We start from the raw sequence: 26,067 nt of genomic DNA, 5'->3' as shown, positions 1-26,067 counted from the left end.
TGTTTCAGGCGGACAGGACGCCGGCGATGCCCGCGGCAGCAAGGCCCGCGCGCACCGCCTCGACGTCCTCGTCCGACGCGGCGACGTTGGGCAGCCGCAGGTGTCGGGACGGGATCAGGCCGAGGGACCAGACGGCGGCCTTGGCCGCGACCGCCTGGAAACCCCGGCCGTTGAGCGCGTCGATCGCCGGTGCGATCGACAGGAAGATCTCGAGCGCGCGGGCGTGGTCGCCCGCGTCGTGGGCCGCGGTGACCGCGGCGAGCTGCGGGCCGGCGACGTGGCCGACCACGCTGACGATGCCGGCGGCGCCGTGCGCCAGGAACGGCAGGTAGAGCGAGTCGTCGCCGGAGTACCAGGCGAGCCCGGTCGCGGCGGCGGCCTTCGCGGCGCCGTACAGGTCGCCGGTGGCGTCCTTCATCGCGACGACGCGGTCGTGCTGCGCGAGCTCGACCAGCGTCTCGTGCGCGAACCGGACGCCGGTGCGGCCGGGCACGTCGTAGAGCATCACGGGCAGCGGCGTCGCGTCGGCGACGGCGGTCACGTGCGCGACCAGGCCGGGCTGCGAGGGGCGCGAGTAGTAGGGCGCGACGACCAGCAGGCCGTCCGCGCCGGCCTCGGCGGCCTGCTCGGCCATCCGGACGGCGTGCAGCGTGTCGTTCGACCCGGCGCCGGCGACGACCGTCGCCCGGTCCCCCACGGCGTCGACGACGGCCCGGACCAGGTCGGCCTTCTCGGGCGCGTGCGTGGTGGGCGACTCCCCGGTGGTGCCGTTGAGCACCAGGCCGTCGTGCCCGTGGTCCACGAGGTGCGTGGCGAGGGAGACGGCGGCGTCGAGGTCGACCGAGCCGTCCTCCCGCATGGGCGTCACCATCGCGGTGAGCACCGCGCCGAAGGGACGCGACGGGGTGGCGGGGAGCATGGCCTCCACGGTACCGCCCCGCGCCGGGGCCGGTCGCACCCGTCCGGGGTGACCGGCCCCCGCGCGGGGCGGGGGTGCGCTCAGGACGCGCGGGCCGCGAGCCAGCCGGCCAGGCGGTCGGGGCGGTCGGTGATGACCGCGTCGACGCCGAGCGCCACCGCGGCGGCCCAGTGCTCGGGCTCGTTGAGCGTCCAGACCTGGACCTGCAGGCCGGCGGCGTGCAGCCGCGCGACCAGGTCCGGGTGCTCGACCAGCAGCGGGCCGTAGGGGTTGACGGTCATGACGCCGAGCTCGCCCGCGACGCGGACCACCTCGTCGACCCCGCCGTCCTCCGGCACCTGGAAGATCAGCAGCCCCCGGCGCAGGTCGGGGTCCGCCGCCGCGAGCGCCCGCACGGACTCCGGCCAGAACGACTGCCCGATCACCCGGTCCGCCAGCCCGGCCACGCGGATCGCGTCGGTGACGGGCCGCACCTGCTCGACCGTGAAGGCGCCCTTGAGCTCGAGCAGCAGGTCGATGCCCGGGCGGCGGACCATCAGGTCCAGCACCTCGGCGAACGTCGGGACCCGCTGCCCGGCGTAGGCGGCCGCGAACCAGGAGCCCGCGTCCAGCGCGCGCACCGCGTCGAGCGTCATCTCGGTGACGACGCCCTGCCCGTCCGTGGTGGCGTCGACGGTGTCGTCGTGGATCACCACGACCTCGCCGTCGGCCGTCGGCTGGATGTCGATCTCGATGCTGTGCGCCCCGGCGCGCCACGCCGCCTCGAACGCGGCGAGCGTGTTCTGCGGGGCGACCGCGGAGTTGCCGCGGTGCGCGACGACCGCGGGCGCCCCGGCGCCGGGGCCGCCCGAAAGGGCGGCCCCGGCGGCCGGACCGGTGACGGTTCCGGTCACAGGTACGGCTCGACGTTCTCGGTGTACGCCGTCTCGATCTGCGGCGTGACCGACCCGAACGCCTCGGCCGGGTCGGTGCCCTCGAGGACGATCTGCTCGATCGCGTCGGTGAGCAGCGCGTCGGCGCCCGGCACGAACACGCGGATGTAGTCCTGCGGGCGCGCCTTCTCCGCCAGCTGGTCGACCGCGGTGCGGAACTGCGGGTACTGCTCGTACACGGCCTTCATGGTGTCGGACTCGACGGCCGAGGTGCGCACGGGCATGTAGCCGGTGGCCTGGGAGAACGTCGCGGTGTTCTCGGTGTTCGTGAGGAACTCGAGGAACATCGCGGCGGCGAGCTGCTTCTCCGGGGTGCTGGAGGAGGAGATCGCGAGGCCGGTGCCGCCGGTCGGCGTGCCGCCGCCGGCCGGACCGTCGGGCAGGTAGGCCGTGCCGACCTCGAACGACGCCGCGTCCAGCGCGCCCTTCAGCGAGCCGGTCGAGCCGATGGTCGAGGCGATGAGGCCGGACGCGAAGTCCGCCATCGAGTCGTCCGCCGAGACCGTGGCGATCGCGTCGTCGCCGTGGAACAGGCCGCGGAGGAACTCGCCGCCGGCCAGCGACTCCTCGGAGTCGAGCGTGACGTCGAACTCGTCGGAGTACTCGCCGCCCTGGCCCCAGATCATGTTCTCGAACCACCAGGCGGACCAGGAGGTGCCGAGCGACAGGCCGAAGGGCGAGCCCTCCGCGGGGACCTGGGCCTCGAGCGCGGTGCTCCACTCCTGGAGCTGCTCCCAGGACTCCGGGCCCTCGTCGGGCAGGCCGGCCGCGGCCCACATGTCCTTGTTGTAGTAGAAGAGCGGCGTGGAGCGCGCGTACGGCGCGGCCCAGTGCTGGCCCTCGTACTCGTAGTCGCCGTACAGGCCCTGCTGGAAGTCGTCCGCGTCGGCGTCGATCGCCTCGAAGACGTCGTCCAGCGGCATGATCTGGTCGTTCAGGTGGTAGCGGAACCACCAGACGTCGGACGCGATGACCAGGTCGGGCTTCTCGTCGGTCTGCGAGGCGGCCTGGAAGCGCTGGGCGACCTCGTCGTAGTTGGCGCCGGCGGTCACCAGGTTGACCTTGATGTCCGGGTTCTCGGCCTCGAAGTCGGCGATGAGCTGCTCCTCCACGGCCTGGGACTGGCCGGGGTGGTTGCTCCACCAGGTGATCTCGGACGCGGGCTCGACCTGCGACCAGTCGGTCGCCTCGGCGGCCGCGGACTCGTCGGACGAGGCGGCGGTCGACGGGCCGCCGCACGCCGTGAGCGCGAGCGTCGTGCCGGCGACGGCAGCGGCGATGGCCACGGTGCTGCGGCGGCGCCTGCGGGGGTGGGACACGGTGGTGCTCCTTCGGGGGTCTCGCGCCGCGTCGCGGCGCTCGGGGGCTGACGGGCGCGCGGGGGCGCGGCCGTCTCAGGCGGCCGGCGGACCGGCCACGTCTCGGGGGCGGGTCAGCCGGTGACGGCGCCCGCGGTGAGGCCGGCGACGAGCCGGCGCTGCAGGACGAGGAAGACGAGCAGGATCGGCAGGGTCACGACGACCGTGGCGGCCAGCAGGACGCCCCAGTTAGTGAGGCCGTCGATGTTCTGCAGCAGGGTGAGGCCGATCGGCAGCGTCATCTTGTCGGCGCGGTCGATGACCAGGAACGGCCAGAGGTAGTCGTTCCACTCGGTGACGACGGACACGAGGGTGACCGCCGCGATGGTCGGCGTGCTCATCGGGACCACGAACCGCCACAGCTTGCGCCAGTGGCCGGCCCCGTCCAGCTCCGCGGCCTCGAGGATCGAGCCCGGCAGCGTCAGGAAGTGCTGGCGGAACAGGAAGGTGCCGAACGCGCTGGCCAGGCCGGGCACGAGGATGCCCTGGTAGGTGTTCAGCCAGCCGAGCTCGGCGACCAGGGTGTAGTTCGGGATGATCGTGACCTGCGGCGGGATCATCAGGGTGGCGATGACCAGCCCGAACACGACCTTCTTGAACGGGAACTCCAGGAACACCAGCGCGTAGGCGCAGGTGAGGCCGAGGACCACCTTGAGGCCGGCGCCGACCACGGTCAGGCCGACGCTGTTCAGCAGCAGCCGGCCGAGCGGCACGGTGTCGGCGGCCTGGGCGTAGTTGTCCAGGCTGGGCGCGCCGGGCAGCCACTGCACCGGGAACTGGTACAGCTCCTGGGAGGTCTTGAGGCTGGCGAGCAGCATCCAGATCAGCGGGGCGCCGAGCACGATCGTCGCGAGGACCATCGTGACGTAGCTGCCGACGTGCGGGCGCTGCCGGCGGCCCGGGCGGGACGACGCGGCCGTGGGCCGGACGTCGCGCCCGGTGGGCGCCGCGGGCGGGGTGGTCGGCGCGGCGCCCTCGGCCGGGCGACGGGGCGTCAGGACGCTCATGCGTAGTGGACCTTCCGCTGAACGAACCGCATCTGCACCGCGGTGACCGCCAGCAGCACGAGGAACAGGACGGTGGCGACGGCGGAGGCGTAGCCCGCACGGCCGTTGACGAAGCTCTCCTGGTACACGGAGTACATGAGCGTCGTGGTCGACCCGAGCGGGCCGCCCTGGGTCATCGCCTTGATGATGTCGAACGACTGCAGCGAGGCCAGCATCATCGTGACCAGCAGGAAGAACGACGTCGGGGTGAGCAGCGGCAGGATGATCGACCGCAGCGTCCGGAACGACGACGCCCCGTCGAGGGCCGCCGCGTCCTTGAGGTCCTGCGGGACCGACTGCAGGCCGGCCAGGTAGATCAGCGCGACGTACCCGAGGTTCTTCCAGAGGTAGACGATGATCACCATCACCAGCGGCCAGGGGCGCTGGGTGTACCACTGGGGCGAGGAGGCCCCCACCCAGCTCAGCACCTCGCGCATCAGGCCGTACCGCGGGTCGAAGATGAACAGCCAGAGGATGCCGACCGCGAAGCCCGACAGCACGTACGGCGCGAACGCGACGGTGCGGGCGAAGCCGCGGCCGCGGAGCTTCTGGTTGAGCAGCACCGCCAGGCCGAGGCCCAGCAGCATGGCGCCGCCGACGGTCGCGATCGTGAACACGACCGTCGTCGTCACGACCTGCGTGAAGTTCCGCGAGGTGAACAGCTCGACGTAGTTGCCCAGCCCGATGTTGCGGGCGACGGGCGAGCCGAGGTTCCACTGCAGCGTGGACAGGTAGAACGACTGGATCAGCGGCCGGTAGACGAACACCAGCAGCAGGGCCACGTTGGGCCCGGCCAGCAGGAGGAACCACAGCAGCGCCGACCGGCGGCGGCGCGACTGGAGTGCACCGCGCTGCCTTGTGGCGCCCGAGGGGGCGGCCACCGGTGGCGGGGCGAGGACGTCGGCAGAGGTCACGGGGAGGAGTCCGCTTCACGAGGGGGCAGGTGCTGGCCCGCTCCGTCGCCGGCCCTGGACACCCTGCCCCGGCCGCGCCACCCCGGACGACCCTTCCCGGGGTGCGTTCCGCAAGGCTTCCCGGGTCGTTCACCTGGGGTTCCGCGGCGTCACCGGGCGGTCAGCGGGTGGACGCCCGCCCGACCCCCCGGCCGGGACGTCCTACCCTCGTCGCGTGCCCGCACGCTCCCCCGCGGACCGGTCCGACCCCGCTGTCCGGTCGGCCGTCCGCACCGCCCTGTCCGTCTCGGTGGCCACCGGGCTGTACGGCGTCTCGTTCGGCGCGCTGTCGGTCGCCGCGGGCCTCGACGTCCCGCAGACGATGGCGCTGAGCCTGCTGATGTTCAGCGGCGGCTCGCAGTTCGCCGCGGTGGGCGTCGTGGGTGCCGGCGGGGGCATCGGGGCGGTCGTGGCGACCGCGGGCCTGCTCGGGGCGCGCAACGGGCTCTACGGGGTGCAGGTGGCCCCGCTGCTGGGCGCGTCCGGCTGGCGGCGCGTGCTCGCGGCGCACCTGACGATCGACGAGTCGACGGCGGTGGCGACCGCCCAGCCGACCCGGGCCGCGACCCGCGCGGGGTTCTGGTGGACCGGCGCCGGCGTGTTCGTGCTGTGGAACGCGTTCTCGCTGCTGGGCGCGCTGCTCGGCGACGCGCTGGGCGACCCGCGGCGGTACGGGCTGGACGCGGCGGCCGGGGCGGCGTTCCTCGCGCTGCTGTGGCCGCGGCTGTCCGGCGACGACCGGCGCGCGACCCGGACCGTGCGCGTCGTGGCCGTGGCGGCCGCCCTGCTGGCGCTGGCGCTCACGCCGGTGGCGCCGGCCGGGGTGCCGGTGCTCGCGGCCGCCGCGCTGGCGGTGGTCGTGGGGGTGCTCGACGGCGGGGGCGGCGTCGGGCGCGTCCGCGGGGGCGACGAGGACGACGCGGCCCCGGCGGTGACCCCGTGAGCCGGCTCGCGGTGTGGTGGGCCGTGCTGGCCGCCTCGGTCGTCGTGCTCGCGACCAAGGTCGCCGGGCACCTGATCCCCCGTGCGCTGCTCGAGCGGCCCCGGGTCGTCCGGACCGCGGCGCTGGTGACGGCTGCGCTGCTGGCCGCGCTGGTCGCGGTGCAGACGGCGACGACCGACGGCGCCCTCGTGCTGGACGCGCGGCTGGCCGCGCTCGCGGTGGCCGCGATCGCCCTGCTGCTGCGCGCGCCGTTCGTGCTGGTGGTGCTGCTGGCCGCCGCGACGGCGGCCCTGCTCCGCTGGCTCGGGGTCCCCTGACGCGCCGGGCGGCCGGGGGCGTCAGACCGCGACCGGGGCCTTGATCGCCGGGTGGTGCTGGTAGTTCTCGATCGTCACGTCGGCGTAGCTGTACTCGAACAGCGACGGCGCGCGCTCGAGGCGCAGCGTCGGCGCGGGGAACGGGTCCCGGGTCAGCTGCTCGCGCACCTGGTCCACGTGGTTGTCGTAGATGTGGCAGTCGCCGCCGGTCCACACGAAGTCCCCGACCTCGAGGTCGACCTGCTGCGCGACCATGTGGGTCAGCAGCGCGTAGGACGCGATGTTGAACGGCACGCCCAGGAACAGGTCGGCGGACCGCTGGTAGAGCTGGCAGGAGAGCTTCCCGTCGGCCACGTAGAACTGGAAGAACGCGTGGCACGGCGCGAGCGCCATCGACGGGATGTCCGCGACGTTCCACGCCGACACGATGTGCCGCCGGGAGTCGGGGTCGCGGCGCAGGCCGTCGAGCACCTGCGCCAGCTGGTCGATCGTGCCGCCGTCGGGGGTCGGCCAGGACCGCCACTGCACGCCGTACACCGGGCCGAGGTCGCCGTCCTCGGCCGCCCACTCGTCCCAGATGTGCACGCCCTTCTCCTGCAGCGTGCGGGCGTTGCGCTCGCCCCGCAGGAACCAGAGCAGCTCCTCGGTCAGGCCGCGCATGAACACGCGCTTGGTGGTGACGAGCGGGAACCCCAGCTGCAGGTCGAACCGCATCTGGTGCCCGAACACGCTGCGGGTCCCGGTGCCGGTGCGGTCCGCCTTGGGGGTGCCGGTCTCCAGCACCAGGCGGAGCAGGTCCTCGTACGGCGTCTCGATCGGTCCGGCGGGCGTCGTCATGGGGCCATCGTAGGGTTCCGGCCCGCGGATCCCGGGCTCCGCGCCGCTCGCCCGCGGCGAGGTCCGGGTCGACACTGGGCCCCATGACCTCGCCGCTGCCGCCGTACGTCGCCGCCCACACGCCCACCGGCCTGCTGATCGACGGCGAGTGGCGGCACGCCACCGGCCGGGGCACGTTCGCCGTGGCCGACCCGGCGACCACCGACGTGCTGTTCGAGGTGGCCGACGCCACGCCCGAGGACGGCCTGGCGGCGCTCGACGCGGCCCATCGCGCCTTCCCGGCGTGGCGCGAGGTCGCCCCGCGGACGCGGTCGGACGTGCTGCGCGCGGTGTTCGACGCGATGGTCGCCCGCGCGGAGGACCTGGCGGCGCTCATCACCGCCGAGGGCGGCAAGCCGCTGGCGGAGGCGCGCGCCGAGGTGCAGTACGCGGCCGAGTTCGTGCGCTGGTACTCCGAGGAGGCGGTGCGCCTCGGCGGCCTGACCCGCCGGGCGCCCGCGGGCACGCACCACCAGCTGGTGCTCCGGCGGCCCGTCGGCCCGGCGCTGCTCATCACGCCGTGGAACTTCCCGATCGCGATGATCACCCGCAAGGTCGCGCCGGCGCTCGCGGCCGGCTGCCCGGTGGTCATCAAGCCGGCGCAGCTGACCCCGCTGACCACCGCGTACTTCGCCGAGATCGTCCGGGCCGAGCTCGACGCCCGCGACCTGCCGGCCGGCGTGATCAACGTGCTGCCCACGTCGTCGTCCCGCGAGCTCACCGAGCCCGTGATCGCCGACCCCCGGCTGCGCAAGCTGTCGTTCACCGGGTCGACGGAGGTCGGGCGGTCGCTGCTCAAGCAGGCGGCCGACAACGTCCTGCGCACCTCGATGGAGCTCGGCGGGAACGCGCCGTTCCTGGTGTTCGCCGACGCCGACCTGGACGCCGCGGTCGAGGGGGCCGTGGCCGCCAAGATGCGCAACGCCGGGCAGACCTGCGTCGCCGCGAACCGCTTCCTGGTCCAGGAGCCCGTCGCGGCGGAGTTCGCCGACCGGCTGACGACCGCCTTCGAGCGGCTCGTGATGGGCCCCGGCACCGCCCCGGACGTCGCGGTCGGCCCGCTCATCGAGAAGGCCGCGGTCGACCGGGTGGAGGAGCTGGTCACGGAGGCGGCGGACGACGGGGCCCGGGTGCGGACCGGCGGCGAGCGACCGGGCCGGCGCGGGTACTTCTACCCGCCGACCGTGCTCGACCGGGTGCCCGAGGACGCCCGCGCCGTGCGGGAGGAGATCTTCGGCCCGGTCGCCCCGGTCGTGACGTTCGGCGACGAGGCCGACGGCCTCCGGCTGGCGAACGCGACCGAGTTCGGCCTGGTCGCCTACGCGTACACGAAGGACGTCGACCGGGTCATGCGGCTGGCCGAGGGCGTCGAGGCGGGGATGCTCGGCGTCAACCGGGGGATGGTCTCCGACGCCAGCGCGCCGTTCGGCGGCGTGAAGTCGTCCGGCATCGGGCGCGAGGGCGGCGAGGCCGGCATCGAGGAGTACCTGGAGCCGGTGTACGTGGCATTGTGACCGGCATGGACCCCCTGCTCGCCGCCACGGCCGACGTCTCCGTCCGACCCGCCGTCCCCGGGGACGAGGGCGCCGTCGCGGCCGTCCAGCTCGCCGCCTGGCGGGCGACGCTCGGGGACCTCGTCGGCGAGGAGGTGCTGGACCGCGTCGACCTCGCGCGGATCACGGACCAGTGGTCCGCGGCGATCGCCTCGCCCCCGGGCCGCGGCTACCGCGTGCTGGTCGCGATGCACGGGCCGCGGCTCGTCGGGTTCGCCTCGGTCGCGCCCGTCACCGCGCCGCCCGGGTCCGGCGACGACACCCCGGGCGGCGAGATCCTCGCGCTCGAGGTCGACCCCGACGAGCGGCGGCTGGGCCACGGCTCCCGGCTGCTCGCGGCCGTCGTCGACCTGCTGCGGGACGAGGACCGGGCGACCAGCGTGCAGACCTGGGTCGTCGCCGGGGACACCGCGCGCGAGCAGTTCCTCGGGTCGGCCGGCCTCGGCGACGTCGGCGCGACCCGCGTGCTCGGCGAGCAGGACGACCCGCGGGAGATCACCGAGCACCTCTGGGGCGCCAGCATCTGACCCGGCGCCGCGTGGTCGGCCGCGCCCGTCCGGGTGGCGGCGTCACCCGGACGGGCGGCCCGCGGTGAACGACGCGCGAACAGCCGACGACGGGGCGTGGCGACGCCTCAGGTCACGAGCGCGCCGGGCGATCGTGCGGGCGTGTCCCCCCAGACCCGCGCGCCCTGGCGGCGCGCCGACCGCGGCCGGCTGCTGTCCGACCTGGTCTCCGCGCCCGTCGTCGTCGCCCCGACCGACTCCTGCGAGGCGGTGGACGTCGGCTTCCGCACCCGGTGGACGGGCTCGTCCGTCCTCGTCGCCCCGCGCGAGGTGGGCGGCCCCTACGGGATGGTCGCCCGCAAAGACTTCCTCACCACGATGACCGGCAGGTACGGCTTCGGCCGGTCGCTGTGGGGGCGCCGGCCGGTCGCGGACGTCGCGCGCTGGGAGGTGCCCTGGGTCGACGTCCGCGCCTCGCTGACGGAGGCGGCCGAGCGGCTGGTCGGCGGCGACGGCTACCAGGACATGATGGTCACCGGGGCGGACGGCAGCCCGGTCGGGATCCTCGACCCGACGACGCTGATGGAGGCGCTGGCCGCGGAGCTCGCGCACGAGGCCTCGCACGACCACCTCACCGGCGTGACCTCGCGGGCCCGGTTCGTCGACGGCCTCCGGGAGCTCTGCGCGGCCGCGCGCGAGGACGGCGGCGCCGTCGTCCTGGCGTTCCTCGACCTGGACCGGCTCAAGGAGGTCAACGACACCCTCGGCCACTCGTTCGGGGACGCGCTGCTGCACTCCGTCGCGACCCGGCTGGCGGCCTCGGCGGAGCCCGGCGACGTGGTCGGGCGGCTGGGCGGCGACGAGTTCGCGCTCGCCCGCCTGCTGCCCCCGCAGACCCCCGACGACACCTGGCGGGTGCGCGCGCTGGACCTCGGCGAGGTGCTGCGCTCCGCGATCGCCGCCCACGACCCGGGCCTCCCGGTGCCCGCGCACTCCCGGGTGTCCGTCGGCCTGGCGCTCGGCGCCGGTGCGCTCGTCGACCACGACCGGCTGCTGCGCGAGGCCGACCTGGCGATGTACGGCGCGAAGAAGGCGGGCGGCGACCGGGTGCGCATGGCCGGCGCGGACGCGGGCCCGGGCGCCGGTCCGGGCGCGGGGCCGGTCGGGCTCGCCGGGCTCGCGGCGCTGCCGGGGCTCGACCTGGCGGCCCTCGAGGTGCACTACCAGCCGATCGCGGGCACGGCCGACGGCTCGGTGCGCGAGGTCGAGGCGCTGCTGCGGTCCCGGGACGCCGACGGCCGGCTGGCCGGCCCGGTGGTGCCGCTCGACCGCGCCGCCCGGTCGGGCCTGGCGCTCGAGCTCGACCTCTGGGTCCTCGAGCGCGCGTGCGCCGACCGGGCCGCGTGGCGCGCCGAGCTCGGCGACGACGCCCCGGCCGTGGTGAACGTGAACCTGTCCCCCGCCGCCCTGGAGGAGCCGCTGCTGGCCGACCGGGTGCTCCGGGTGCTGGACGCGTCGGGCACGCCGCACGACGGCGTGCGCCTCGAGCTGTCCGAGGCCGCGACCGAGGCGCAGGTCGCCAGGGCGCTCGGCGCCCTCGACGCGCTGCGGGACGCCGGGGTGCCGATCGCCCTCGACGACCTGGGCGGCGCCATGTCGGGGCTGCGGCAGGTGTCGCGGCTGCCGGTCGACGTGCTCAAGATCGACCGGTCGGTGGTGGCGGGGATGCTCGACGACCCGCTGGACGCGCTGCTGGTCGAGCTCGTGCACCGGATGGCCGTGGAGCAGGGCATGACCGTCGTCGCCGAGGGCGTCGAGTCCGACGCACAGCTCGACGCGCTGCGGGCCGCGGGGGTGCCGCTGGTTCAGGGGTTCCTGGTGGCGCGCCCGATGCCGGCGGAGGCGCTGCGCGCGTACCTGACGCCGGCCTGAGGCCGCGGCGCGGTGCGGCGGGCGGATCCCCGTCAGCCCCCGACCGGAGACGAGTGGAGCGTTCTGCCCGACACGCCGGGGTGTGTCGGGCAGAACGCTCCACTCGAGGGCCGCGACGGCCGGGGTACAACGGGCGGCCCCGGGGTCAGGACAGGCCGCGGGGCTCCTCGCCCGCCCGCGCGCGGCCGCGGTGCACGCGGGACGCGTGGCGCAGCGCGGCGCGGGCGCGCTTGCGGTCGCCGGCCGCGTCGTAGGCGAACGCCAGCCGGTACCAGGTGCCCCAGTCGTCGTCGGGCGCCGCCTCCGCCTCCGCGCGGGCCGCCTCGAACTGGCCGGCCGCCGCGGCGCGGTCGATCCGGCCGCCCGGGCTGCGCGGCAGGTCGTCGACCGGCAGCTCCCCGCGGGCGGCGAGCGTGTCGGCCATGCGCTGGACGTCGACGGCGAGCAGCCACTCGCGCGCCACCAGGCCCAGCACCAGCAGCGGCAGCAGCGCGAACGCCGCGCCGAGGCCGACGCCGACCGGCTCGCCGGTGCGGATCAGCGCGACGGCCCGGCCCGCGACCAGCCAGAGGTAGAGGCCGAGCAGCGCGGTCAGGGCGATCGCCGCGACCAGGCCGGTGCGGCGCCGCGCGGGCGACGCCGGCGCGGGCGTGCCGGCGGGCTCCCGGGGCTCCTCCACCGCGGTCAGCCCAGGTCCAGGTAGTGCTCGAGCCCGACCGTCAGCCCCGGGCGGGACCCGATCTGCCGGACCGCGTGCAGCACGCCGGGCATGAACGACACCCGGTCGAACGAGTCGTGCCGGATGGTCAGCTGCTCCCCCGCGTTGCCGAGCAGGATCTCCTCGTGCGCGACGAGCCCGCGCAGCCGCACCGCGTGCACCCGGACGCCGTCCACGTCCGCGCCCCGCGCGCCGTCGAGCGCCGTCGTGGTGGCGTCCGGCACCGGCCCCAGCCCGGCCTCGCGGCGGGCGGCCGCGATCGCGTGGGCCGTGTGCCGGGCGGTGCCGGAGGGGGCGTCGACCTTGTCGGGGTGGTGCAGCTCGACGACCTCGACCGACTCGAACCACCGGGCGGCGCGCGCGGCGAACGCCATCGCCAGCACCGCGCCGAGCGCGAAGTTGGGGGCGATCAGCACGCCCACGCCCGGACGCCCCGCGAGGTCGGCCTCGACCCGCGCCAGCGACTCGGGCGTCCAGCCGGTGGTGCCGACGACCGCGTGCACGCCCTGCGCCACGAGCGACCGCACGTTGGCCTCGGCGACCGACGGGACCGTGAAGTCGACCGCGACCCGCGCGCCGGTCGCGGCCACCGCGCCGACGTCGTCGCCGTGCTCCAGGGCGGCCACCAGCTCCAGGTCGGGCGCCGCCTCCACGGCGTCGACGACGGTCCGTCCCATGCGGCCGGCCGCGCCCAGCACGGCCACCGTGATCGCTTCGCTCACCCCGGCACCCTATGCGAGCCTCACGCGGTCGCGAGCACGTCCTCCATGCCGCGGACAGCCCGGCGCAGCTCCAGCGCGTGCAGGCCGGTGAACCGCTCCATCTCGCGCTGCGGGTAGCCGGCGTCCGCGTAGGCGCGCAGCACCCGCACCACCCCGACGGCGTCGCCGCGGTCGTCGACGCCGAGCTCGCGCACCGCGCAGGACAGCCGGACCGTCGACAGGAACGCCGACGGGCTCAGGCCCACGTGCGCGGCGAGCAGCGCGTGCAGCCCGGCGAGCGACCGGTCGACCTCGCGCGCCAGGTCGACGGGGCGGACCAGACCGCGCTCGGCGTCGGCGTACCGGGCGACCCGGTCGACGGCGTCCCGGTCGGCCGCGGGCACCGGGCGCCGGACCGCGGCGGCCAGGGCGTCCTCGAGGACGGCGACGCAGGCTGCGGCCGCGGCGCCCTCGCCGAGCCCGGCGGCGGCGTCCCACGCGGCGCGCATGCGGGCGGCGAGCGCCGGCTCGTCCAGGCCGAGCGCCTCGCCCAGCGGCCGGTGCTCGTCGACGAGGAAGCCCGCCGGGTGCAGCGCGGACAGCGCCCAGGGCGCGAGCCGCGCGCCGACCTCCCAGGACTCGGCGTCCCCGGCGGGCAGCACGACGCCCGGGACGACGCGCGGGCCGCGCAGCACGCTGCCGATCGACTCCGTCTCCCGGGTCAGCGGGTCGACCCAGCGCACCGGCGCACCGAGCCGGACGACGGCGGACGGGCGGCCGTCGGGCAGCGCGACCCGGGGCGGGGCGGCGTGGGGCGCCCGGGCGACCCAGAACGCCTCCACCAGCCCGGGCGACCGGGGGGCGACGACGACGGAACGACGGGCGGACGTGACGGCGGCCATGCCCTCATCATCGTCCCGCGCCGCGCGCGGCGGAACGGGACCTCCGGCCCGGCCGGCGCGCGCGGGCCCGGGGACGGCAGGAGCCGGGCCCCCGAGGGGGACCCGGCTCCGGTGACGACGGACCGCCGTCGGCGTCAGCCGCCGAACGGGCCCACGCGCACCACGGACCGCGGCCGTGCGGCCAGGTCGGCGGCCAGCTCCTGCACCTCGCGGGCCGTGACCGCGCGGACGCGGTCGAGCGACTCCTGCGTGGACAGCAGCTGGCCGTGCACCAGCTCGGACTTGCCCAGCCGGCTCATGCGCGACCCGGAGTCCTCCAGGCCGAGCACCAGGCTGCCGGACAGCTGCCCGACCGACCGGCGCAGCTCGGCGTCGGTGATGCCACCGTCCGCGAGCCGCTCGAGCTCGGCCACCATGAGCTCGGTGACCTCGTCGATCTTGGCCGGGGCGCAGCCCGCGTACAGGCCGAAGACGCCCGTGTCGGCGTGGCCGGACGCGAACGAGTACGTCGAGTACGCCAGGCCTCGCTTCTCCCGGATCTCCTGGAACAGCCGGGACGACATCCCGCCGCCCAGCACCGCGTTCAGCACGGAGAGCGTGAACCGCCGCGGGTCGGTGGCCGTGAGGCCGGTCCCGCCGACGATGACGTTGCCCTGCTCGGTCGTGCGGCGCACGGTGACCTCGGAGGCGCCCGCCGTGACCGGCTCCGCCTCGGCGGCACCGCGGCGCGCGGCCGGGGCGGCACCCGCCGCGAGGTCCCAGCCGCCGTCCTCCAGCGCCCGGGCGACCTGCGCGGCCAGGGCGTCGTGGTCGACGTTGCCCGCCGCGGTCACGACCAGCGTGTCCGGGCGGTAGTGCTGCCGGTAGTGCTCCCAGACGGCGTCCCGCGGCACGGCCCGGATCGTGTCCGGCGTGCCGCCGATCGGCCGGCCGAGGGCGTGCTCGCCCAGGACGACCGTCGCGAACCGCTCGTGCACGACGTCGCTCGGGTCGTCGTCGTTCATGGCGAGCTCCTCGAGGATCACGCCGCGCTCGGTCTCGAGCTCGTCGCGGTCCAGGCGGGCCGAGGTCACCATGTCGGCGATGACGTCGACCGCCATCGGCAGGTCCTCGTCGAGCACCCGGGCGTAGTAGCAGGTGTGCTCCTTGCCCGTGGCGGCGTTCGCCTCGCCGCCGACCTCGTCGAACGCCTCGGCGATGTCCATCGCCGTGCGCCGCGCGGTGCCCTTGAACAGCAGGTGCTCGAGGAAGTGCGTCGAGCCGTGGTGCCCGTCGGACTCGTCCCGGGAGCCGACGCCGACCCACGCCCCGACGGACGCGGACCGCACGCCGGGGACGTGCTCGGTGAGCAGGCGGACCCCGCCGGGCAGGACGGAGCGACGGACGGATCCGTCACCCGCCTGCCCGGCGGTCAGGTCGCTGCCCGGCTGACCGGGCGCGACCAGGGGGAGGTCCAGCGGCACGTCAGGCGTCGGCCGGCTCAGCGGCGGCGGACTCGTCCGAGCCCTCCGCCGACTCCTCGACCACCGCGTGCAGCGACAGCTTGCCGCGCGGGTCGATCTCGCCGATCTCGACCTGGACCTTCTGGCCCACGCCGAGGACGTCCTCGACCTTCTCGACGCGCTTGCCGCCGACGAGGCGACGGATCTGCGAGATGTGCAGCAGGCCGTCCTTGCCCGGCGAGAGCGAGATGAACGCGCCGAAGGTGGTCGTCTTGACGACCGTGCCCACGAAGCGCTCGCCGATCTCCGGCATGTGCGGGTTGGCGATCGCGTTGATCGCCGCCCGCGCGGCCTCCGCCGACGGACCGTCGGTGGCGCCGATGTAGACCGTGCCGTCGTCCTCGATCGAGATGTCGGCGCCGGTCTCCTCCTGGATCTGGTTGATCATCTTGCCCTTCGGGCCGATGACCTCGCCGATCTTGTCGACCGGCACCTTCACCGTGATGACGCGCGGGGCGTTCGGCGACATCTCGTCCGGGACGTCGATCGCCTCGTTCAGGACGTCGAGGATCGCGAGACGCGCCTCCTTCGCCTGGGTCAGCGCGTCGGCCAGCACGGAGGCGGGGATGCCGTCGAGCTTGGTGTCGAGCTGGATGGCCGTGACGAACTCGCGGGTGCCGGCGACCTTGAAGTCCATGTCGCCGAACGCGTCCTCGGCGCCCAGGATGTCGGTCAGCGCGGCGTACTTGGTCTCGCCGTCGACCGTGTCGGACACGAGGCCCATGGCGATGCCGGCGACGGGGGCGCGCAGCGGCACACCCGCGTTCAGCAGCGACAGGGTCGACGCGCACACGGAGCCCATCGAGGTCGAGCCGTTGGAGCCGAGGGCCTCGGACACCTGGCGGATCGCGTAGGGGAACTCCTCGCGCGACGGCAGCACCGGCATGAGCGCGCGCTCGGCGAGGGCGCCGTGCCCGATCTCGCGCCGCTTCGGCGAGCCCACGCGGCCGGTCTCACCGGTCGAGTACGGCGGGAAGTTGTAGTTGTGCATGTAGCGCTTGCGCGTCTCGGGCGACAGCGTGTCGAGCTGCTGCTCCATGCGGAGCATGTTCAGCGTGGTGACACCCATGATCTGGGTCTCGCCGCGCTCGAACAGCGCCGAGCCGTGCACGCGGGGCAGGACCTCGACCTCGGCGGACAGCGTGCGGATGTCCCGCAGGCCGCGGCCGTCGATGCGGAAGCCGTCGGTCAGGATGCGCTGGCGGATGACCTTCTTGGTCACCGAGCGCACCGCGGCGGACAGCTCCTTCTCGCGACCATCGAACGAGCCGGCGAGCTGGTCCAGGACCTCGGCCTTGATCTCGTCCAGACGGCCCTCGCGGGTCTGCTTGTCCGCGATCTGCATGGCCTCGAGGATCTTCGCCTCGGCGGCGCCCTCGACGGCCTCGTACGCGTCCGGCTGGTAGTCCGGGAACGTCGGGAAGTCGCGGGTCTCCTTGGCCGACTGCGCGGCGAGCTGCTGCTGCGCCTCGACCAGGGCCTTGATGAACGGCTTGGACGCCTCGAGGCCCTCGGCCACGACGGCCTCGGTCGGGGCGACGCCGCCCTCGTCCTTGATGAGGTTCCAGGACTTCTCCGGGGCCTCGGCCTCGATCATCGCGATCGCGACGTCGCCGCCCTCGACCACGCGGCCGGCGACGACGATCTCGAACGTCGCGCGCTCGCGCTCGGTGTACCGCGGGAACGCGACCCACTGGCCGTCGATCAGCGCGATGCGCACCGCACCGACCGGGCCGGAGAACGGCAGGCCGGAGATCTGGGTGGAGATGGACGCGGCGTTGATCGCCAGCACGTCGTACGCGTCGTCCGGGTGGATCGCCAGCACGGTGACGACGACCTGGACCTCGTTGCGCAGGCCCTTGACGAACAGGGGGCGCAGCGGGCGGTCGATCAGGCGGCAGGCCAGGATCGCGTCGGTCGACGGGCGGCCCTCGCGGCGGAAGAACGAGCCGGGGATCTTGCCCGCGGCGTACTGCCGCTCCTCGACGTCCACCGTCAGCGGGAAGAAGTCGAACTGGTCCTTGGGGTGCTTGCCGGCCGTCGTGGCCGACAGCAGCGCGGTCTCGCCGTCGAGGTACGCCATGGCGGAGCCGGCGGCCTGCTTGGCCAGGCGGCCCGTCTCGAAGCGGACGGTGCGGGTGCCGAAGCGACCGTTGTCGATCACGGCCTCGGCGAACTGGATCTCGGGACCCTCCACGGGTGCCCTCCTTTGTCTCGAAGGCGCCGGACCGGTCACGGCGGTCTTCGATCGAGGCACCCGGACACGCAGGTTCCGGGAACCACTACCGAGGACCGGACGCGTCGACCGGCGCGGAGTGAGAGTGGTGCTGAGGTGGTGCACGCCGGCCCCGGGGCCGACGCAGGACCAGCCCGGACCCCCGCGGGGGTCCGGGCTGGTCACGCGGTCATCGGCGCAGGCCGAGCCGCTGGATCAGGCTGCGGTAGCGGTCGATGTCGACCTTCTGCAGGTAGGCCTGGAGGCGGCGACGCTGGCCGACCAGCAGCAGCAGCCCGCGGCGGCTGTGGTGGTCGTGCTTGTGCGTCTTGAGGTGCTCGTTGAGGTCGTTGATGCGCTGCGTCAGCATCGCGATCTGGACCTCCGGCGAGCCGGTGTCACCCTCGTGGGTGGCGTACTCGGCCATGATGGACTTCTTGGTGGCGCTGTCGAGGGGCACGACTCTCCTGGATTGTCTCGTTGCGCGGTGCTCCGGGGCAGGTCCACCCGGGCGCTCTCGGTCCGCGGCCGTTCTGACGGCTGTGCGAGTCTACCAGGCCCGGCTCGTCAGCCCGCGGCGCCCGCGAGCACGTCGCGGACCCCGGAGACGTCCTGGTGCATGCGGGCGACCAGGTCGTCGACCGAGTCGAACCGCAGGGTCGGGCGCAGCCGCTCGACGAACTCCAGCACGACCTCCTCGCCGTACAGGTCGAGGTCGGTCCGGTCGAGCACGTAGGCCTCGACCCGGCGCTGCAGCCCGGCGAAGGTCGGGTTGGTGCCGACCGACACCGCGGCGGGCAGCACCGCGTCCGGCGACCCGGCGGGCGCGGCGGGGCGGCGCAGCCAGCCGGCGTACACGCCGTCGGCCGGGACCATGCCGGTCGCGTCCTGGGACAGGTTGGCCGTCGGGAACCCGAGGTCGCGGCCGCGCTTGTCGCCGTGCACGACCGTGCCGCGCATCCGGTGCGGGCGGCCGAGCACCCGCGCGGCCTGGCGGACGTCGCCGGCGACCAGCAGCTCGCGGACCCACGTGGAGGACCACCGGCGGCGCAGGGGGTCGGCCAGGGCGGCGGCGGGGTCGTCGTCGGCCGGGTCGGGCGCGACGTCCTCGATCACCTCGACCGCGAACCCGAACCGCTCACCCAGCTCGACCATCGTCGCCAGGTCGCCGGCGTTGCCGCGTCCGAACCGCACGTCCCGGCCGACGACGACCGTGCGCGCGTGCAGCCCGTCGACGAGGTACCGGCGCACGAACTCCTCGGCCGTCTGCTGCGCGAAGTCCAGGGTGTACGTCAGCAGCAGCACCGCGTCGAGGCCGGTCTGCTCCAGGAGCTCGAGCCGGTCGGCGTCGCCGGTGAGCAGCGGCGGGGCGGTGTCGGGGCGGTGCACCTGCTGCGGGTGCGGCGTGAACGTCACGGCGACCGAGCGGGCCCCCACCGCGCGGGCGTCGGCCACCATCCGGGTCAGCACGCCGACGTGGCCGCGGTGCACCCCGTCGAAGTTGCCGACCGTCACCACCGACGGCCCGAAGTCCGCGGGGACCTGCGCGAGGTCCGTCCAGCGCTGCACCAGCTCTCCCGTCGGTCGGCGCCTCGCGGCGCGCTCGGCGCCGGCGGGGTCGCGGCGCGGGGACAAGCCTGCCACGGCGCGCGGGGTGCCCCGCGCGCCGGTGCGGCGCGCGCCGCGGCGCTACGCTCGGCGCGCAGCCGCGAGTCCCACGCCGACTGCGGGAGCTCCAGCCGAGCGCGGTCGCTGCAGGGACCGCGCTCGACGGGGACGACCGCGCTCGGCGTGCCGGCTGCAGCCGGCCCACGACCCCGGAGGTCCCGCATGGTCACCCTGCGCACCACCCTCGTCGCCACCGGCGGCACGACCACCGGCATCGAGGTGCCCGAGGACGTCGTCGCCGGGCTCGACCGCGGGAAGCGGGTGCCCGTCGTCGTCACGATCAACGGGCACGCCTACCGCGGGTCGATCGCCCCGTACTCGGGCGGGTACTGGGTGGGCGTCTCGGCGGCGAACCGGGCCGCCGCGGGCATCGAGGCCGGCGAGCCCGTCGAGGTCGACCTCGCGGTGGACGACGCGCCCCGCACCGTCGACGTCCCGGCGGACCTGGCGGCCGCGCTCGCCGCGGGCGGGCCCGCGGTGGCCGAGGCGTGGGCGGCGCTGTCGTACTCGAAGCAGCGCGCGCACGTGCTGGCGGTCGAGGGCGCGAAGACCGACGCGACCCGGGAGCGCCGGGTCGCGTCGGTGGTGGCGGCGCTGGGCTGAGCCCGTCAGGTGGCGGCGGCGAAGACCAGGGCCGGGCGGGCGTGCGGGCCGCGGTCCTCCAGGAGCGCCGCGAGGTCGCCCTCCGGCGTCAGCGCCGCGACCGTCACCCCCGCACCCGTCCCCGACGCCGGGATCCGCTGGCCGTAGGACAGCGCCCGGGCCTCGGCCTCGGTCAGCTCCCGCACCGGGAACGTCGCCCGGGCGGCGTCGGCCAGCGGCAGGGTGTCGAGCGGCACGTCGGCCGGCCACGCCTCCAGCTCGTCGAGCGACCGGGCGCCGTCGACCCCGTAGCCGCCGACCCGGGTCCGTCGCAGCGCGGTCAGGTGCCCGCCGACGCCGAGCCCTCGACCCAGGTCCCGCGCCAGCGCGCGGATGTACGTGCCCGACGAGCAGACCACGGTGACGTCGACGTCGAGCGCGGCGACGCCCGACCCGTCCGCGTCCGGCACCTCCCGGACCTCGTGCACGTCGAACCGGGAGATCGTGACCGGCCGCGCGGCCAGCTCCACGTCCTCGCCCGCCCGGACCCGGGCGTAGGCGCGCTGCCCGTCGACCTTGATCGCGCTCACCGCGCTGGGCACCTGCTGGATCGGGCCCGTCAGCGCCGCCACCCCCGCGCCCAGCGCGGGCCGGGTCACCGCGGTGGCGTCGGCGCGCGCGACGAGCTCGCCCTCCGCGTCGTCGGTCGTGGTGGTCACGCCGAGCCGGATCGTCGCCGTGTACTCCTTGTCCGCGCCGACGACGTAGGTGAGCAGGCGGGTCGCCCGGCCGACACCCAGCACGAGCACGCCGGTCGCCATCGGGTCCAGCGTGCCGGCGTGGCCGACCTTGCGGGTGCCCGCGAGGCCGCGCGCCTTCGCGACGACGTCGTGGCTGGTCCAGCCCTGCGGCTTGTCGACGACGAGCAGCCCGTCGGGCGCCGTGGGGCGGCGGGGGCGGTCGGGGCGGTCGGGGCGACGCTGGTCGCGCGCGGGGCTCACGCGGTGGCCCCGGCGCGCTCGCCCGCGGCGGCGGCGGTCCCCGCGGCGACGACCTCGGGGGCGAAGCAGCGCAGCAGCGCGTCGAACCCGGCATCCTGCCCGGCGTGCGCGAAGCCGTCCGAGCTGAGCAGCACGTTGATGAGCATGCCGTCGGCCACGAACCTCCGGGCGGTCTCGTCGCCGTCGGGGTCGTCCGGCTCGACCCGCTGCCGGAACAGCCGGAACACCTCGCCGAGCGTGTGCCGGGCGAGCGCGGTCACCTCTCGGTCCTCCGCGGTGAAGCCGTGCATGAGGACGCGCAGCAGGTCGCGGTCGGCCATGAGCTCGACGTACGCGCGCCCCGTGCGCTCGACCGCACCCGGCCCGGGCTCGACCGCGGCCATCGCCGCCAGCACCCGCTCGGTCGTGTGCCGGTAAGCCTCCAGGAACAGGCGCTGCTTCGACCCGAACAGCCGCACGACGTAGGGCTGCGACACCCCTGCTGCGCGCGCGACCTGGTCGGTCGTCGTCCCGGCGTAGCCCCCCTCGGCGAACACCTCGATCGCGGCGGCGAGGATCTGCTCGCGCCGCTGGTCCCCCGACATGCGGGGGGCGCGCGGGGCGGGCCGGGCGGCGTGCTCGAGGTCCATGGTTGACAGGTTATCAGTCGATAACTAGCGTCCGTCGTGTCGAAGTAATCAGCCGATGCTTACAGGAGCCTCCGATGTCGACGCAGACCCGCACCACCGCCCCGGGTGCCGGCGCCGCCGGCGCCCCGGCGGACCCGCCGCCCGCCGCCGCGACCGGCTCCCCCGCCGCCGTCCACGCGCCCGGTCCCGCCCGCGCCGTACCGGTCGCCGTCGCCCTGCTGGCCGCCTCGCTGCCCATGTTCATGGCGACGCTCGACAACCTCGTCGTCACCAGCGCGCTGCCCGTGCTGCAGGCCGAGCTCGGCGCCACGCTCACCGACCTGCAGTGGGTGGTGAACGCGTACACGCTGGCGTTCGCGACCCTGATGATCGCCGCCGCGACGCTCGGCGACCGCTGGGGCCGCCGCCGCACGTTCCTCGGCGGGATCGCCGTGTTCACCCTCGGCTCGATCGCCGCCGCCCTCGCAGGCTCCCCCGGCGCGCTGATCGCCGCCCGCGCGCTCCAGGGCGTCGGGGCCGCGGCCGTCATGCCGCTGTCGCTCACCCTGCTCGCCGCTGCGGTCCCCGCCTCCCGTCGCGCCATGGCGATCGGCGTCTGGGGCGGCGTCTCCGGCCTCGGCGTCGCGCTCGGCCCGGTCGTCGGGGGCGCCGTGGTCGAGGGCATCTCCTGGCAGGCGATGTTCTGGATCAACGTGCCGGTCGCGCTCGTCGCGGTGCCGCTGGTGCTGCGCACGCTGCCCGAGGGCCGCGGGCGGGCGCAGCGGCTCGACCTGCTCGGCCTGGTGCTGGCCGCCGCGGGCGTCCTCGGCATCGTCTGGGGCGTCGTGCACGGCAACGAGGACGGGTGGACGTCGGCCGGGGTGCTCGGCCCGATCGCCGGCGGCGTCGTCGCCCTCGCGCTGTTCCTCCGGCACGAGGCCCGCACCCCGCACGCGCTGGTCCCGCTGCGCCTGTTCCGGTCGCGGAGCTTCTCCGTCGCGAACGTCTCGGGACTCGCGTTCTCGCTGGGCGCGTTCGGCGCCGTGTTCCTGCTCGCCCAGTACCTGCAGGTCGTCCAGGGCTACTCGCCGCTGGAGGCGGGCCTGCGGACCCTGCCGTGGACCGCCGCGCCGATGGTGGTCGCCCCGCTGGCCGGGATGCTGGCGCCGCGGGTGGGCGTGCGGGTGCTGCTCACCGCCGGGCTCGCGGCGCAGGCCGCCGGGCTCGCGTGGCTCGGGTTCGCGGCCTCCGACGGCGGCTACGCCGCGCTCGTCCCGGGCCTGGTGCTGGCCGGCGTCGGCATGGGCCTGACCTTCGCCCCGAGCGCCACGGCGGTGCTCTCCGGCATGGCGCCGGACGACCACGGCACCGCGTCGTCGACGAACTCGACGCTGCGGGAGGTCGGCGTCGCGCTGGGCGTCGCGGTCCTGACCGCCGTGTTCACCGCCGCCGGCGGCACGATCAGCCCGGACGGGTTCGACGCGGGCCTGCGCCCGGCGGTGCTGACGGGCGCGGCGGTCATCGCGCTCGCCGCGGTCGCGTCGCTGGCCATGCCGCGCGGGACCGGCCGCGAGGACGCCCGCGCGGACGCCTGACCCCTCGGCGGGCCCCCAGCCCGCCGACGTCGGCACAAGCCCACGAGGTCGTCACGCATGCGTGACGACCTCGTGGGCTCGTGACGACCTCACGGTCGCCGGGGGGCAGGGACGCTCAGCGCGCGGCGTCCGCCTCGTCGGCGTCCGCGTCCTCGTCCGCCGGCTTGCGGTACGGGTCCGCCTCGCCGGCGTACTGCGCCCCGGTCGCCAGGGCCGAGACCTCGCGGTCCCGGCGGGCGGCCTCGAGCAGCGCCGCGTCCAGGTGGGCGGCGGTCTCGGGCACGGCGTCCAGGTGGAACTCCAGCGTCGGGGTGAGCCGGACGCCGGTCTGCTTGCCGACCTCGGACCGGATCAGGCCCTTCGCGCTCTCCAGCGCCTGGGCCGTGCCGGTGCGGGCCTCCTCGTCGCCGAGCACCGTGTAGAACACGCTGGCGTGCTGCAGGTCGCCGGTCACGCGCACGTCGGTGACGGTGACGAAGCCGAGCCGCGGGTCCTTGATCCGGGTGTCGAGCATCTGCGCGACGATCTGCTGGATGCGGTCCGCGAGCTTGCGGGCCCGGGGGTGGTCCACCATGTCGATCTCCTCTCAGCGCCCGCGTCGGCGGGCGGACGAACGGCCGCGGGCCTGCCCCCACGCTCGACGCGTGGGGGCAGACCCGCAAGTGGGACCGGTCAGGAGCGCGGCTTCTCGCGCATCTCCCAGGTCTCGATGATGTCGCCCACCGTGATGTCGTTGTACGACCCGAGGCCGATACCGCACTCGAAGCCCTCGCGGACCTCGGTGGCGTCGTCCTTGAACCGCTTGAGCGACTCGACGGTGAGGTTGTCGCCGATGACCGCGCCGTTCCGGAGCACCCGCGCCTTGGTGTTGCGGCGGATCTCCCCGGACCGGACGATCGAGCCGGCGATGTTGCCGAACTTGGAGGAGCGGAACACCTCGCGCACCTCGGCGGAACCGAGCTGCACCTCCTCGTACTCCGGCTTGAGCATGCCCTTGAGGGCCGCCTCGACGTCGTCGATCGCCTGGTAGATGACCGAGTAGAACCGGACGTCCACGCCCTCGCGCTCGGCGAGGTCCTCCACCCGCTCCGCGTACTTGACGTTGAAGCCGATGATGATGGCGTTGTCGACCGTGGCGAGGTTGACGTCGTTCTGCGTGATCGCACCGACACCGCGGTGGATGACCCGCAGGTCGACCTCGTCGCCCACGTCGATCTTGAGCAGCGCGTCCTCCAGCGCCTCGACGGCACCGGACACGTCGCCCTTGAGGACCAGGTTGAGGGTCTCGACCTTGCCCTGCTGCAGCGCCTGCGTGAAGTCCTCGAGGCTGATGCGCTTGCGGCGCTTGGCCAGGAGGGCGGCGCGCTCGGCGGCCTCGCGCTTCTCGGCGATCTGCCGGGCGGTGCGCTCGTCCGGCGCCACCAGGAAGGTGTCGCCGGCGCTCGGCACCGACGCCAGGCCGAGGACCAGCACCGGACGCGCCGGGCCCGCCTCGGTGACGTTCGCGCCGTGCTCGTCGAACATCGCCCGGACGCGGCCGTGGGCCGTGCCTGCGACGATCGCGTCGCCGACGCGCAGCGTGCCGGACTGGACCAGGACGGTCGCGACGGCGCCGCGGCCCTTGTCCAGGTTCGCCTCGATGGCGACACCGCGGGCGTCCTTGTCGGGGTTGGCCCGCAGGTCGAGCGCGGCGTCCGCGGTCAGCAGCACGGCCTCGAGCAGGTCGTCGATGCCCATCCGCTGCTTGGCGGAGACGTCGACGAACATGGTGTCGCCGCCGTACTCCTCGGCCACCAGGTTGTACTCGGTGAGCTGCTGGCGGATCTTGGCGGGGTTGGCCCCCTCCTTGTCCACCTTGTTGACCGCGACCACGATCGGCACGTTCGCCGCCTGGGCGTGGTTGAGCGCCTCGATGGTCTGGGGCATCACGCCGTCGTCCGCCGCGACCACGAGGATCGCGATGTCCGTCACCTGCGCACCACGGGCACGCATGGCGGTGAACGCCTCGTGACCCGGGGTGTCGATGAACGTGATGGCCCGGTCCTGGCCCTCGTGCTCCGTGCGCACCTGGTAGGCACCGATGTGCTGCGTGATGCCGCCGGCCTCGCCCGCGACGACGTCCGTGGACCGGATGGCGTCGAGGAGCTTGGTCTTTCCGTGGTCGACGTGACCCATGACGGTGACGACCGGCGGGCGCGGGAACAGGTCCTCGTCGCCCTCGCCCTCGAGCTCGGCGTCCAGGTCGATGTCGAAGGCCCCGAGCAGCTCGCGGTCCTCCTCCTCGGCCGAGACCATCTCCACGACGTAGCCGAGCTCGGTGGCCAGCGTGCCGAAGGTGTCCTCGTCGAGGGACTGGGTCGCGGTCGCCATCTCACCGAGGTGGAACAGCACCGTGACCAGCGAGGCCGGGTTGGCGTCGATCTTGTCGGCGAAGTCGTTCAGCGACGAGCCGTGGCGCAGGCGGATGACGGTCGAGCCGTTCCCGCGGGGCACCTGCACGCCGCCGAGCGACGGCGCCTGCATCTGCTCGAACTCCTGGCGCTTCGCGCGCTTCGACTTCCGCCCGCGGACCGGACGACCACCGGCGCGACCGAACGCGCCCTGGGTCGAGCCACGCCCACCGGCACCGGGACGACCGCCGCCGCCCGGACGGCCGGCGAAGCCGCCGCCACCGCCGGGACGGCCACCGCCGCCGCCGTAGCCGCCGCCACCACCGGGACGGCCACCGCCGCCGCCGGCACGGGCCGGACGGTCGCCGGGGCGGCCGACGCCGCTGGTGCTGCGGCCCGGCATCATGCCCGGGTTCGGGCGCGGGCCACCGGGACGCGGCGCCGCGGGACGGGGCCCACCGGGACGGTCGCCGGCCTGCGCGCCGGCCGAGGCGGCCGGGGCGTCCGAGCGGCGCTCGCCCGGGCGGGGCATGCCCTGCGAGGACGCGAACGGATTGTTGCCCGGGCGCGGGCCGCCGGGACGCGGACCGCCGGAGCGGGGCATGCCCTGGGACGACGCGAACGGGTTGTTGCCCGGGCGGGGACCGCCCGGACGCGGGGCGCCACCGGGGCGCGGGCCGCGGTCGCCGCCGCCCTGACCCTCCGACGAGCGCGCCGGCTGGGCCGGGCGCGGCGCCGGGGCGGCCGGACCCGGGGCGCGGGCCGCGGTCGCCGCCGCCCTGACCCTCCGACGAGCGCGCCGGCTGGGCCGGGCGCGGCGCCGGGGCGGCCGGACGGGCCGGGCCGGGAC

Annotated in this window: 23 protein-coding genes and 1 pseudogene; 7 read left to right on the top strand and 17 right to left on the bottom strand. The window is 75.3% G+C overall.

Going from position 1 to position 26,067, the window contains the following annotated elements; genetic code table 11:
- Nucleotides 1–4: 4 nt before the first annotated feature.
- The 5 genes from dapA to J5O08_RS04280 form a co-directional block, all read right to left on the bottom strand.
- On the bottom strand, nt 5–919 hold the full coding sequence (gene dapA / locus J5O08_RS04300) for a 4-hydroxy-tetrahydrodipicolinate synthase (protein WP_218705617.1): 915 nt from the start codon (nt 917–919) through the stop codon (nt 5–7).
- Nucleotides 920–999: 80 nt separating this feature from the next.
- Complete coding sequence (locus tag J5O08_RS04295) at nt 1,000–1,812, bottom strand: glycerophosphodiester phosphodiesterase family protein (RefSeq protein ID WP_218705616.1); 813 nt, start codon at nt 1,810–1,812, stop codon at nt 1,000–1,002.
- Complete coding sequence (locus J5O08_RS04290; RefSeq protein WP_217614601.1) at nt 1,809–3,170, bottom strand: ABC transporter substrate-binding protein; 1,362 nt, start codon at nt 3,168–3,170, stop codon at nt 1,809–1,811. The genes J5O08_RS04295 and J5O08_RS04290 overlap by 4 nt, the downstream gene beginning before the upstream one ends.
- Before the next feature lie 113 nt (nt 3,171–3,283).
- The gene (locus tag J5O08_RS04285) at nt 3,284–4,216 is read right to left on the bottom strand and encodes a carbohydrate ABC transporter permease (RefSeq protein ID WP_217614600.1); all 933 of its coding nucleotides are present in this window, start codon (nt 4,214–4,216) and stop codon (nt 3,284–3,286) included.
- Nucleotides 4,213–5,169, bottom strand: a complete 957-nt coding sequence (locus J5O08_RS04280; protein WP_147793832.1) for a carbohydrate ABC transporter permease — start codon at nt 5,167–5,169, stop codon at nt 4,213–4,215. Before J5O08_RS04280 ends, J5O08_RS04285 begins: the two co-directional genes overlap by 4 nt.
- 214 nt (nt 5,170–5,383) lie before the next feature.
- On the opposite strand from J5O08_RS04280, the gene J5O08_RS04275 reads away from it, so the two are divergent.
- Together J5O08_RS04275 and J5O08_RS04270 are read left to right on the top strand one after the other, a co-directional pair.
- Nucleotides 5,384–6,151, top strand: a complete 768-nt coding sequence (locus J5O08_RS04275; protein ID WP_218705615.1) for an AzlC family ABC transporter permease — start codon at nt 5,384–5,386, stop codon at nt 6,149–6,151.
- Nucleotides 6,148–6,468: an AzlD domain-containing protein gene (locus J5O08_RS04270; RefSeq protein WP_218705614.1), complete on the top strand. Its 321-nt coding sequence runs from the start codon at nt 6,148–6,150 to the stop codon at nt 6,466–6,468. Before J5O08_RS04275 ends, J5O08_RS04270 begins: the two co-directional genes overlap by 4 nt.
- Nucleotides 6,469–6,489: 21 nt before the next feature.
- Here the strand turns inward: J5O08_RS04270 and J5O08_RS04265 are convergent, their stop codons facing one another.
- Nucleotides 6,490–7,305 (bottom strand): thymidylate synthase, encoded by an 816-nt coding sequence (locus J5O08_RS04265; protein WP_218705613.1) that lies wholly within the window; start codon nt 7,303–7,305, stop codon nt 6,490–6,492.
- Nucleotides 7,306–7,388: 83 nt separating this feature from the next.
- Between J5O08_RS04265 and J5O08_RS04260 the strand changes: the two genes are divergently transcribed.
- The 3 genes from J5O08_RS04260 to J5O08_RS04250 all read left to right on the top strand — a co-directional run bounded on the left by J5O08_RS04260 (nt 7,389) and on the right by J5O08_RS04250 (nt 11,335).
- Nucleotides 7,389–8,858, top strand: a complete 1,470-nt coding sequence (locus J5O08_RS04260) for an NAD-dependent succinate-semialdehyde dehydrogenase (RefSeq protein WP_218705611.1) — start codon at nt 7,389–7,391, stop codon at nt 8,856–8,858.
- Between the two features lie 5 nt (nt 8,859–8,863).
- Nucleotides 8,864–9,424: a GNAT family N-acetyltransferase gene (locus J5O08_RS04255; protein WP_218705609.1), complete on the top strand. Its 561-nt coding sequence runs from the start codon at nt 8,864–8,866 to the stop codon at nt 9,422–9,424.
- Nucleotides 9,425–9,565: 141 nt separating this feature from the next.
- Entirely contained in the window at nt 9,566–11,335 is a 1,770-nt protein-coding gene (locus J5O08_RS04250) for a bifunctional diguanylate cyclase/phosphodiesterase (RefSeq protein WP_218705607.1), read from the top strand.
- Between the two features lie 145 nt (nt 11,336–11,480).
- On the opposite strand, the gene J5O08_RS04245 is transcribed toward J5O08_RS04250, so the two are convergent.
- The 7 genes from J5O08_RS04245 to J5O08_RS04215 all read right to left on the bottom strand — a co-directional run bounded on the left by J5O08_RS04245 (nt 11,481) and on the right by J5O08_RS04215 (nt 18,942).
- On the bottom strand, nt 11,481–12,014 hold the full coding sequence (locus J5O08_RS04245; RefSeq protein WP_308281337.1) for a hypothetical protein: 534 nt from the start codon (nt 12,012–12,014) through the stop codon (nt 11,481–11,483).
- Between the two features lie 5 nt (nt 12,015–12,019).
- Complete coding sequence (gene dapB, locus J5O08_RS04240) at nt 12,020–12,775, bottom strand: 4-hydroxy-tetrahydrodipicolinate reductase (RefSeq protein ID WP_217614592.1); 756 nt, start codon at nt 12,773–12,775, stop codon at nt 12,020–12,022.
- A gap of 20 nt (nt 12,776–12,795) precedes the next feature.
- Nucleotides 12,796–13,656 carry a hypothetical protein gene (locus J5O08_RS04235; protein WP_218705605.1) on the bottom strand — a complete coding sequence of 287 codons (861 nt, stop codon included), beginning with the start codon at nt 13,654–13,656 and terminating at the stop codon, nt 12,796–12,798.
- A 134-nt stretch (nt 13,657–13,790) separates the two neighbouring features.
- The gene (locus J5O08_RS04230; RefSeq protein WP_218705603.1) at nt 13,791–15,119 is read right to left on the bottom strand and encodes a pitrilysin family protein; all 1,329 of its coding nucleotides are present in this window, start codon (nt 15,117–15,119) and stop codon (nt 13,791–13,793) included.
- Between the two features lies 1 nt (nt 15,120).
- Complete coding sequence (locus tag J5O08_RS04225) at nt 15,121–17,355, bottom strand: polyribonucleotide nucleotidyltransferase (protein ID WP_217614589.1); 2,235 nt, start codon at nt 17,353–17,355, stop codon at nt 15,121–15,123.
- 208 nt (nt 17,356–17,563) lie between these two features.
- Nucleotides 17,564–17,833 (bottom strand): 30S ribosomal protein S15, encoded by a 270-nt coding sequence (rpsO, locus tag J5O08_RS04220; RefSeq protein WP_166939714.1) that lies wholly within the window; start codon nt 17,831–17,833, stop codon nt 17,564–17,566.
- A gap of 107 nt (nt 17,834–17,940) precedes the next feature.
- The gene (locus tag J5O08_RS04215; protein ID WP_217614588.1) at nt 17,941–18,942 is read right to left on the bottom strand and encodes a bifunctional riboflavin kinase/FAD synthetase; all 1,002 of its coding nucleotides are present in this window, start codon (nt 18,940–18,942) and stop codon (nt 17,941–17,943) included.
- A gap of 261 nt (nt 18,943–19,203) precedes the next feature.
- Here J5O08_RS04215 and J5O08_RS04210 point away from each other — a divergent pair, with 261 nt between their 5' ends.
- Nucleotides 19,204–19,644 carry a YdeI/OmpD-associated family protein gene (locus J5O08_RS04210; RefSeq protein ID WP_218705601.1) on the top strand — a complete coding sequence of 147 codons (441 nt, stop codon included), beginning with the start codon at nt 19,204–19,206 and terminating at the stop codon, nt 19,642–19,644.
- A 5-nt stretch (nt 19,645–19,649) separates the two neighbouring features.
- Here J5O08_RS04210 and truB read toward each other — a convergent pair whose 3' ends face one another.
- Entirely contained in the window at nt 19,650–20,624 is a 975-nt protein-coding gene (gene truB, locus J5O08_RS04205) for a tRNA pseudouridine(55) synthase TruB (RefSeq protein ID WP_218705599.1), read from the bottom strand.
- Entirely contained in the window at nt 20,621–21,253 is a 633-nt protein-coding gene (locus J5O08_RS04200) for a TetR/AcrR family transcriptional regulator (protein WP_255589287.1), read from the bottom strand. Before J5O08_RS04200 ends, truB begins: the two co-directional genes overlap by 4 nt.
- 74 nt (nt 21,254–21,327) lie before the next feature.
- Between J5O08_RS04200 and J5O08_RS04195 the strand changes: the two genes are divergently transcribed.
- Nucleotides 21,328–22,827 carry a DHA2 family efflux MFS transporter permease subunit gene (locus tag J5O08_RS04195; protein WP_218705597.1) on the top strand — a complete coding sequence of 500 codons (1,500 nt, stop codon included), beginning with the start codon at nt 21,328–21,330 and terminating at the stop codon, nt 22,825–22,827.
- Between the two features lie 115 nt (nt 22,828–22,942).
- On the opposite strand, the gene rbfA is transcribed toward J5O08_RS04195, so the two are convergent.
- Together rbfA and infB are read right to left on the bottom strand one after the other, a co-directional pair.
- Complete coding sequence (rbfA, locus tag J5O08_RS04190) at nt 22,943–23,401, bottom strand: 30S ribosome-binding factor RbfA (protein WP_217614584.1); 459 nt, start codon at nt 23,399–23,401, stop codon at nt 22,943–22,945.
- Nucleotides 23,402–23,499: 98 nt separating this feature from the next.
- Nucleotides 23,500–26,067, bottom strand: a pseudogene (gene infB / locus J5O08_RS04185) (translation initiation factor IF-2); the annotation flags it as partial.

This window comes from Cellulomonas sp. PS-H5, assembly GCF_019265565.1.
GTDB lineage: Bacteria > Actinomycetota > Actinomycetes > Actinomycetales > Cellulomonadaceae > Cellulomonas.
This window is presented reverse-complemented; position numbering and strand designations above follow the sequence as displayed.

Bases quoted from the DNA above. Each gene is read 5' to 3' on its own strand.
- dapA (WP_218705617.1), bottom strand. From the start codon at position 919: ATGCTCCCCGCCACCCCGTCGCGTCCCTTCGGCGCGGTGCTCACCGCG.
- J5O08_RS04285 (WP_217614600.1), bottom strand. From the start codon at position 4,216: ATGAGCGTCCTGACGCCCCGTCGCCCGGCCGAGGGCGCCGCGCCGACC.
- J5O08_RS04265 (WP_218705613.1), bottom strand. From the start codon at position 7,305: ATGACGACGCCCGCCGGACCGATCGAGACGCCGTACGAGGACCTGCTC.
- J5O08_RS04260 (WP_218705611.1), top strand. From the start codon at position 7,389: ATGACCTCGCCGCTGCCGCCGTACGTCGCCGCCCACACGCCCACCGGC.
- J5O08_RS04255 (WP_218705609.1), top strand. From the start codon at position 8,864: ATGGACCCCCTGCTCGCCGCCACGGCCGACGTCTCCGTCCGACCCGCC.
- J5O08_RS04235 (WP_218705605.1), bottom strand. From the start codon at position 13,656: ATGGCCGCCGTCACGTCCGCCCGTCGTTCCGTCGTCGTCGCCCCCCGG.
- J5O08_RS04210 (WP_218705601.1), top strand. From the start codon at position 19,204: ATGGTCACCCTGCGCACCACCCTCGTCGCCACCGGCGGCACGACCACC.
- J5O08_RS04200 (WP_255589287.1), bottom strand. From the start codon at position 21,253: ATGGACCTCGAGCACGCCGCCCGGCCCGCCCCGCGCGCCCCCCGCATG.
- J5O08_RS04195 (WP_218705597.1), top strand. From the start codon at position 21,328: ATGTCGACGCAGACCCGCACCACCGCCCCGGGTGCCGGCGCCGCCGGC.
- rbfA (WP_217614584.1), bottom strand. From the start codon at position 23,401: ATGGTGGACCACCCCCGGGCCCGCAAGCTCGCGGACCGCATCCAGCAG.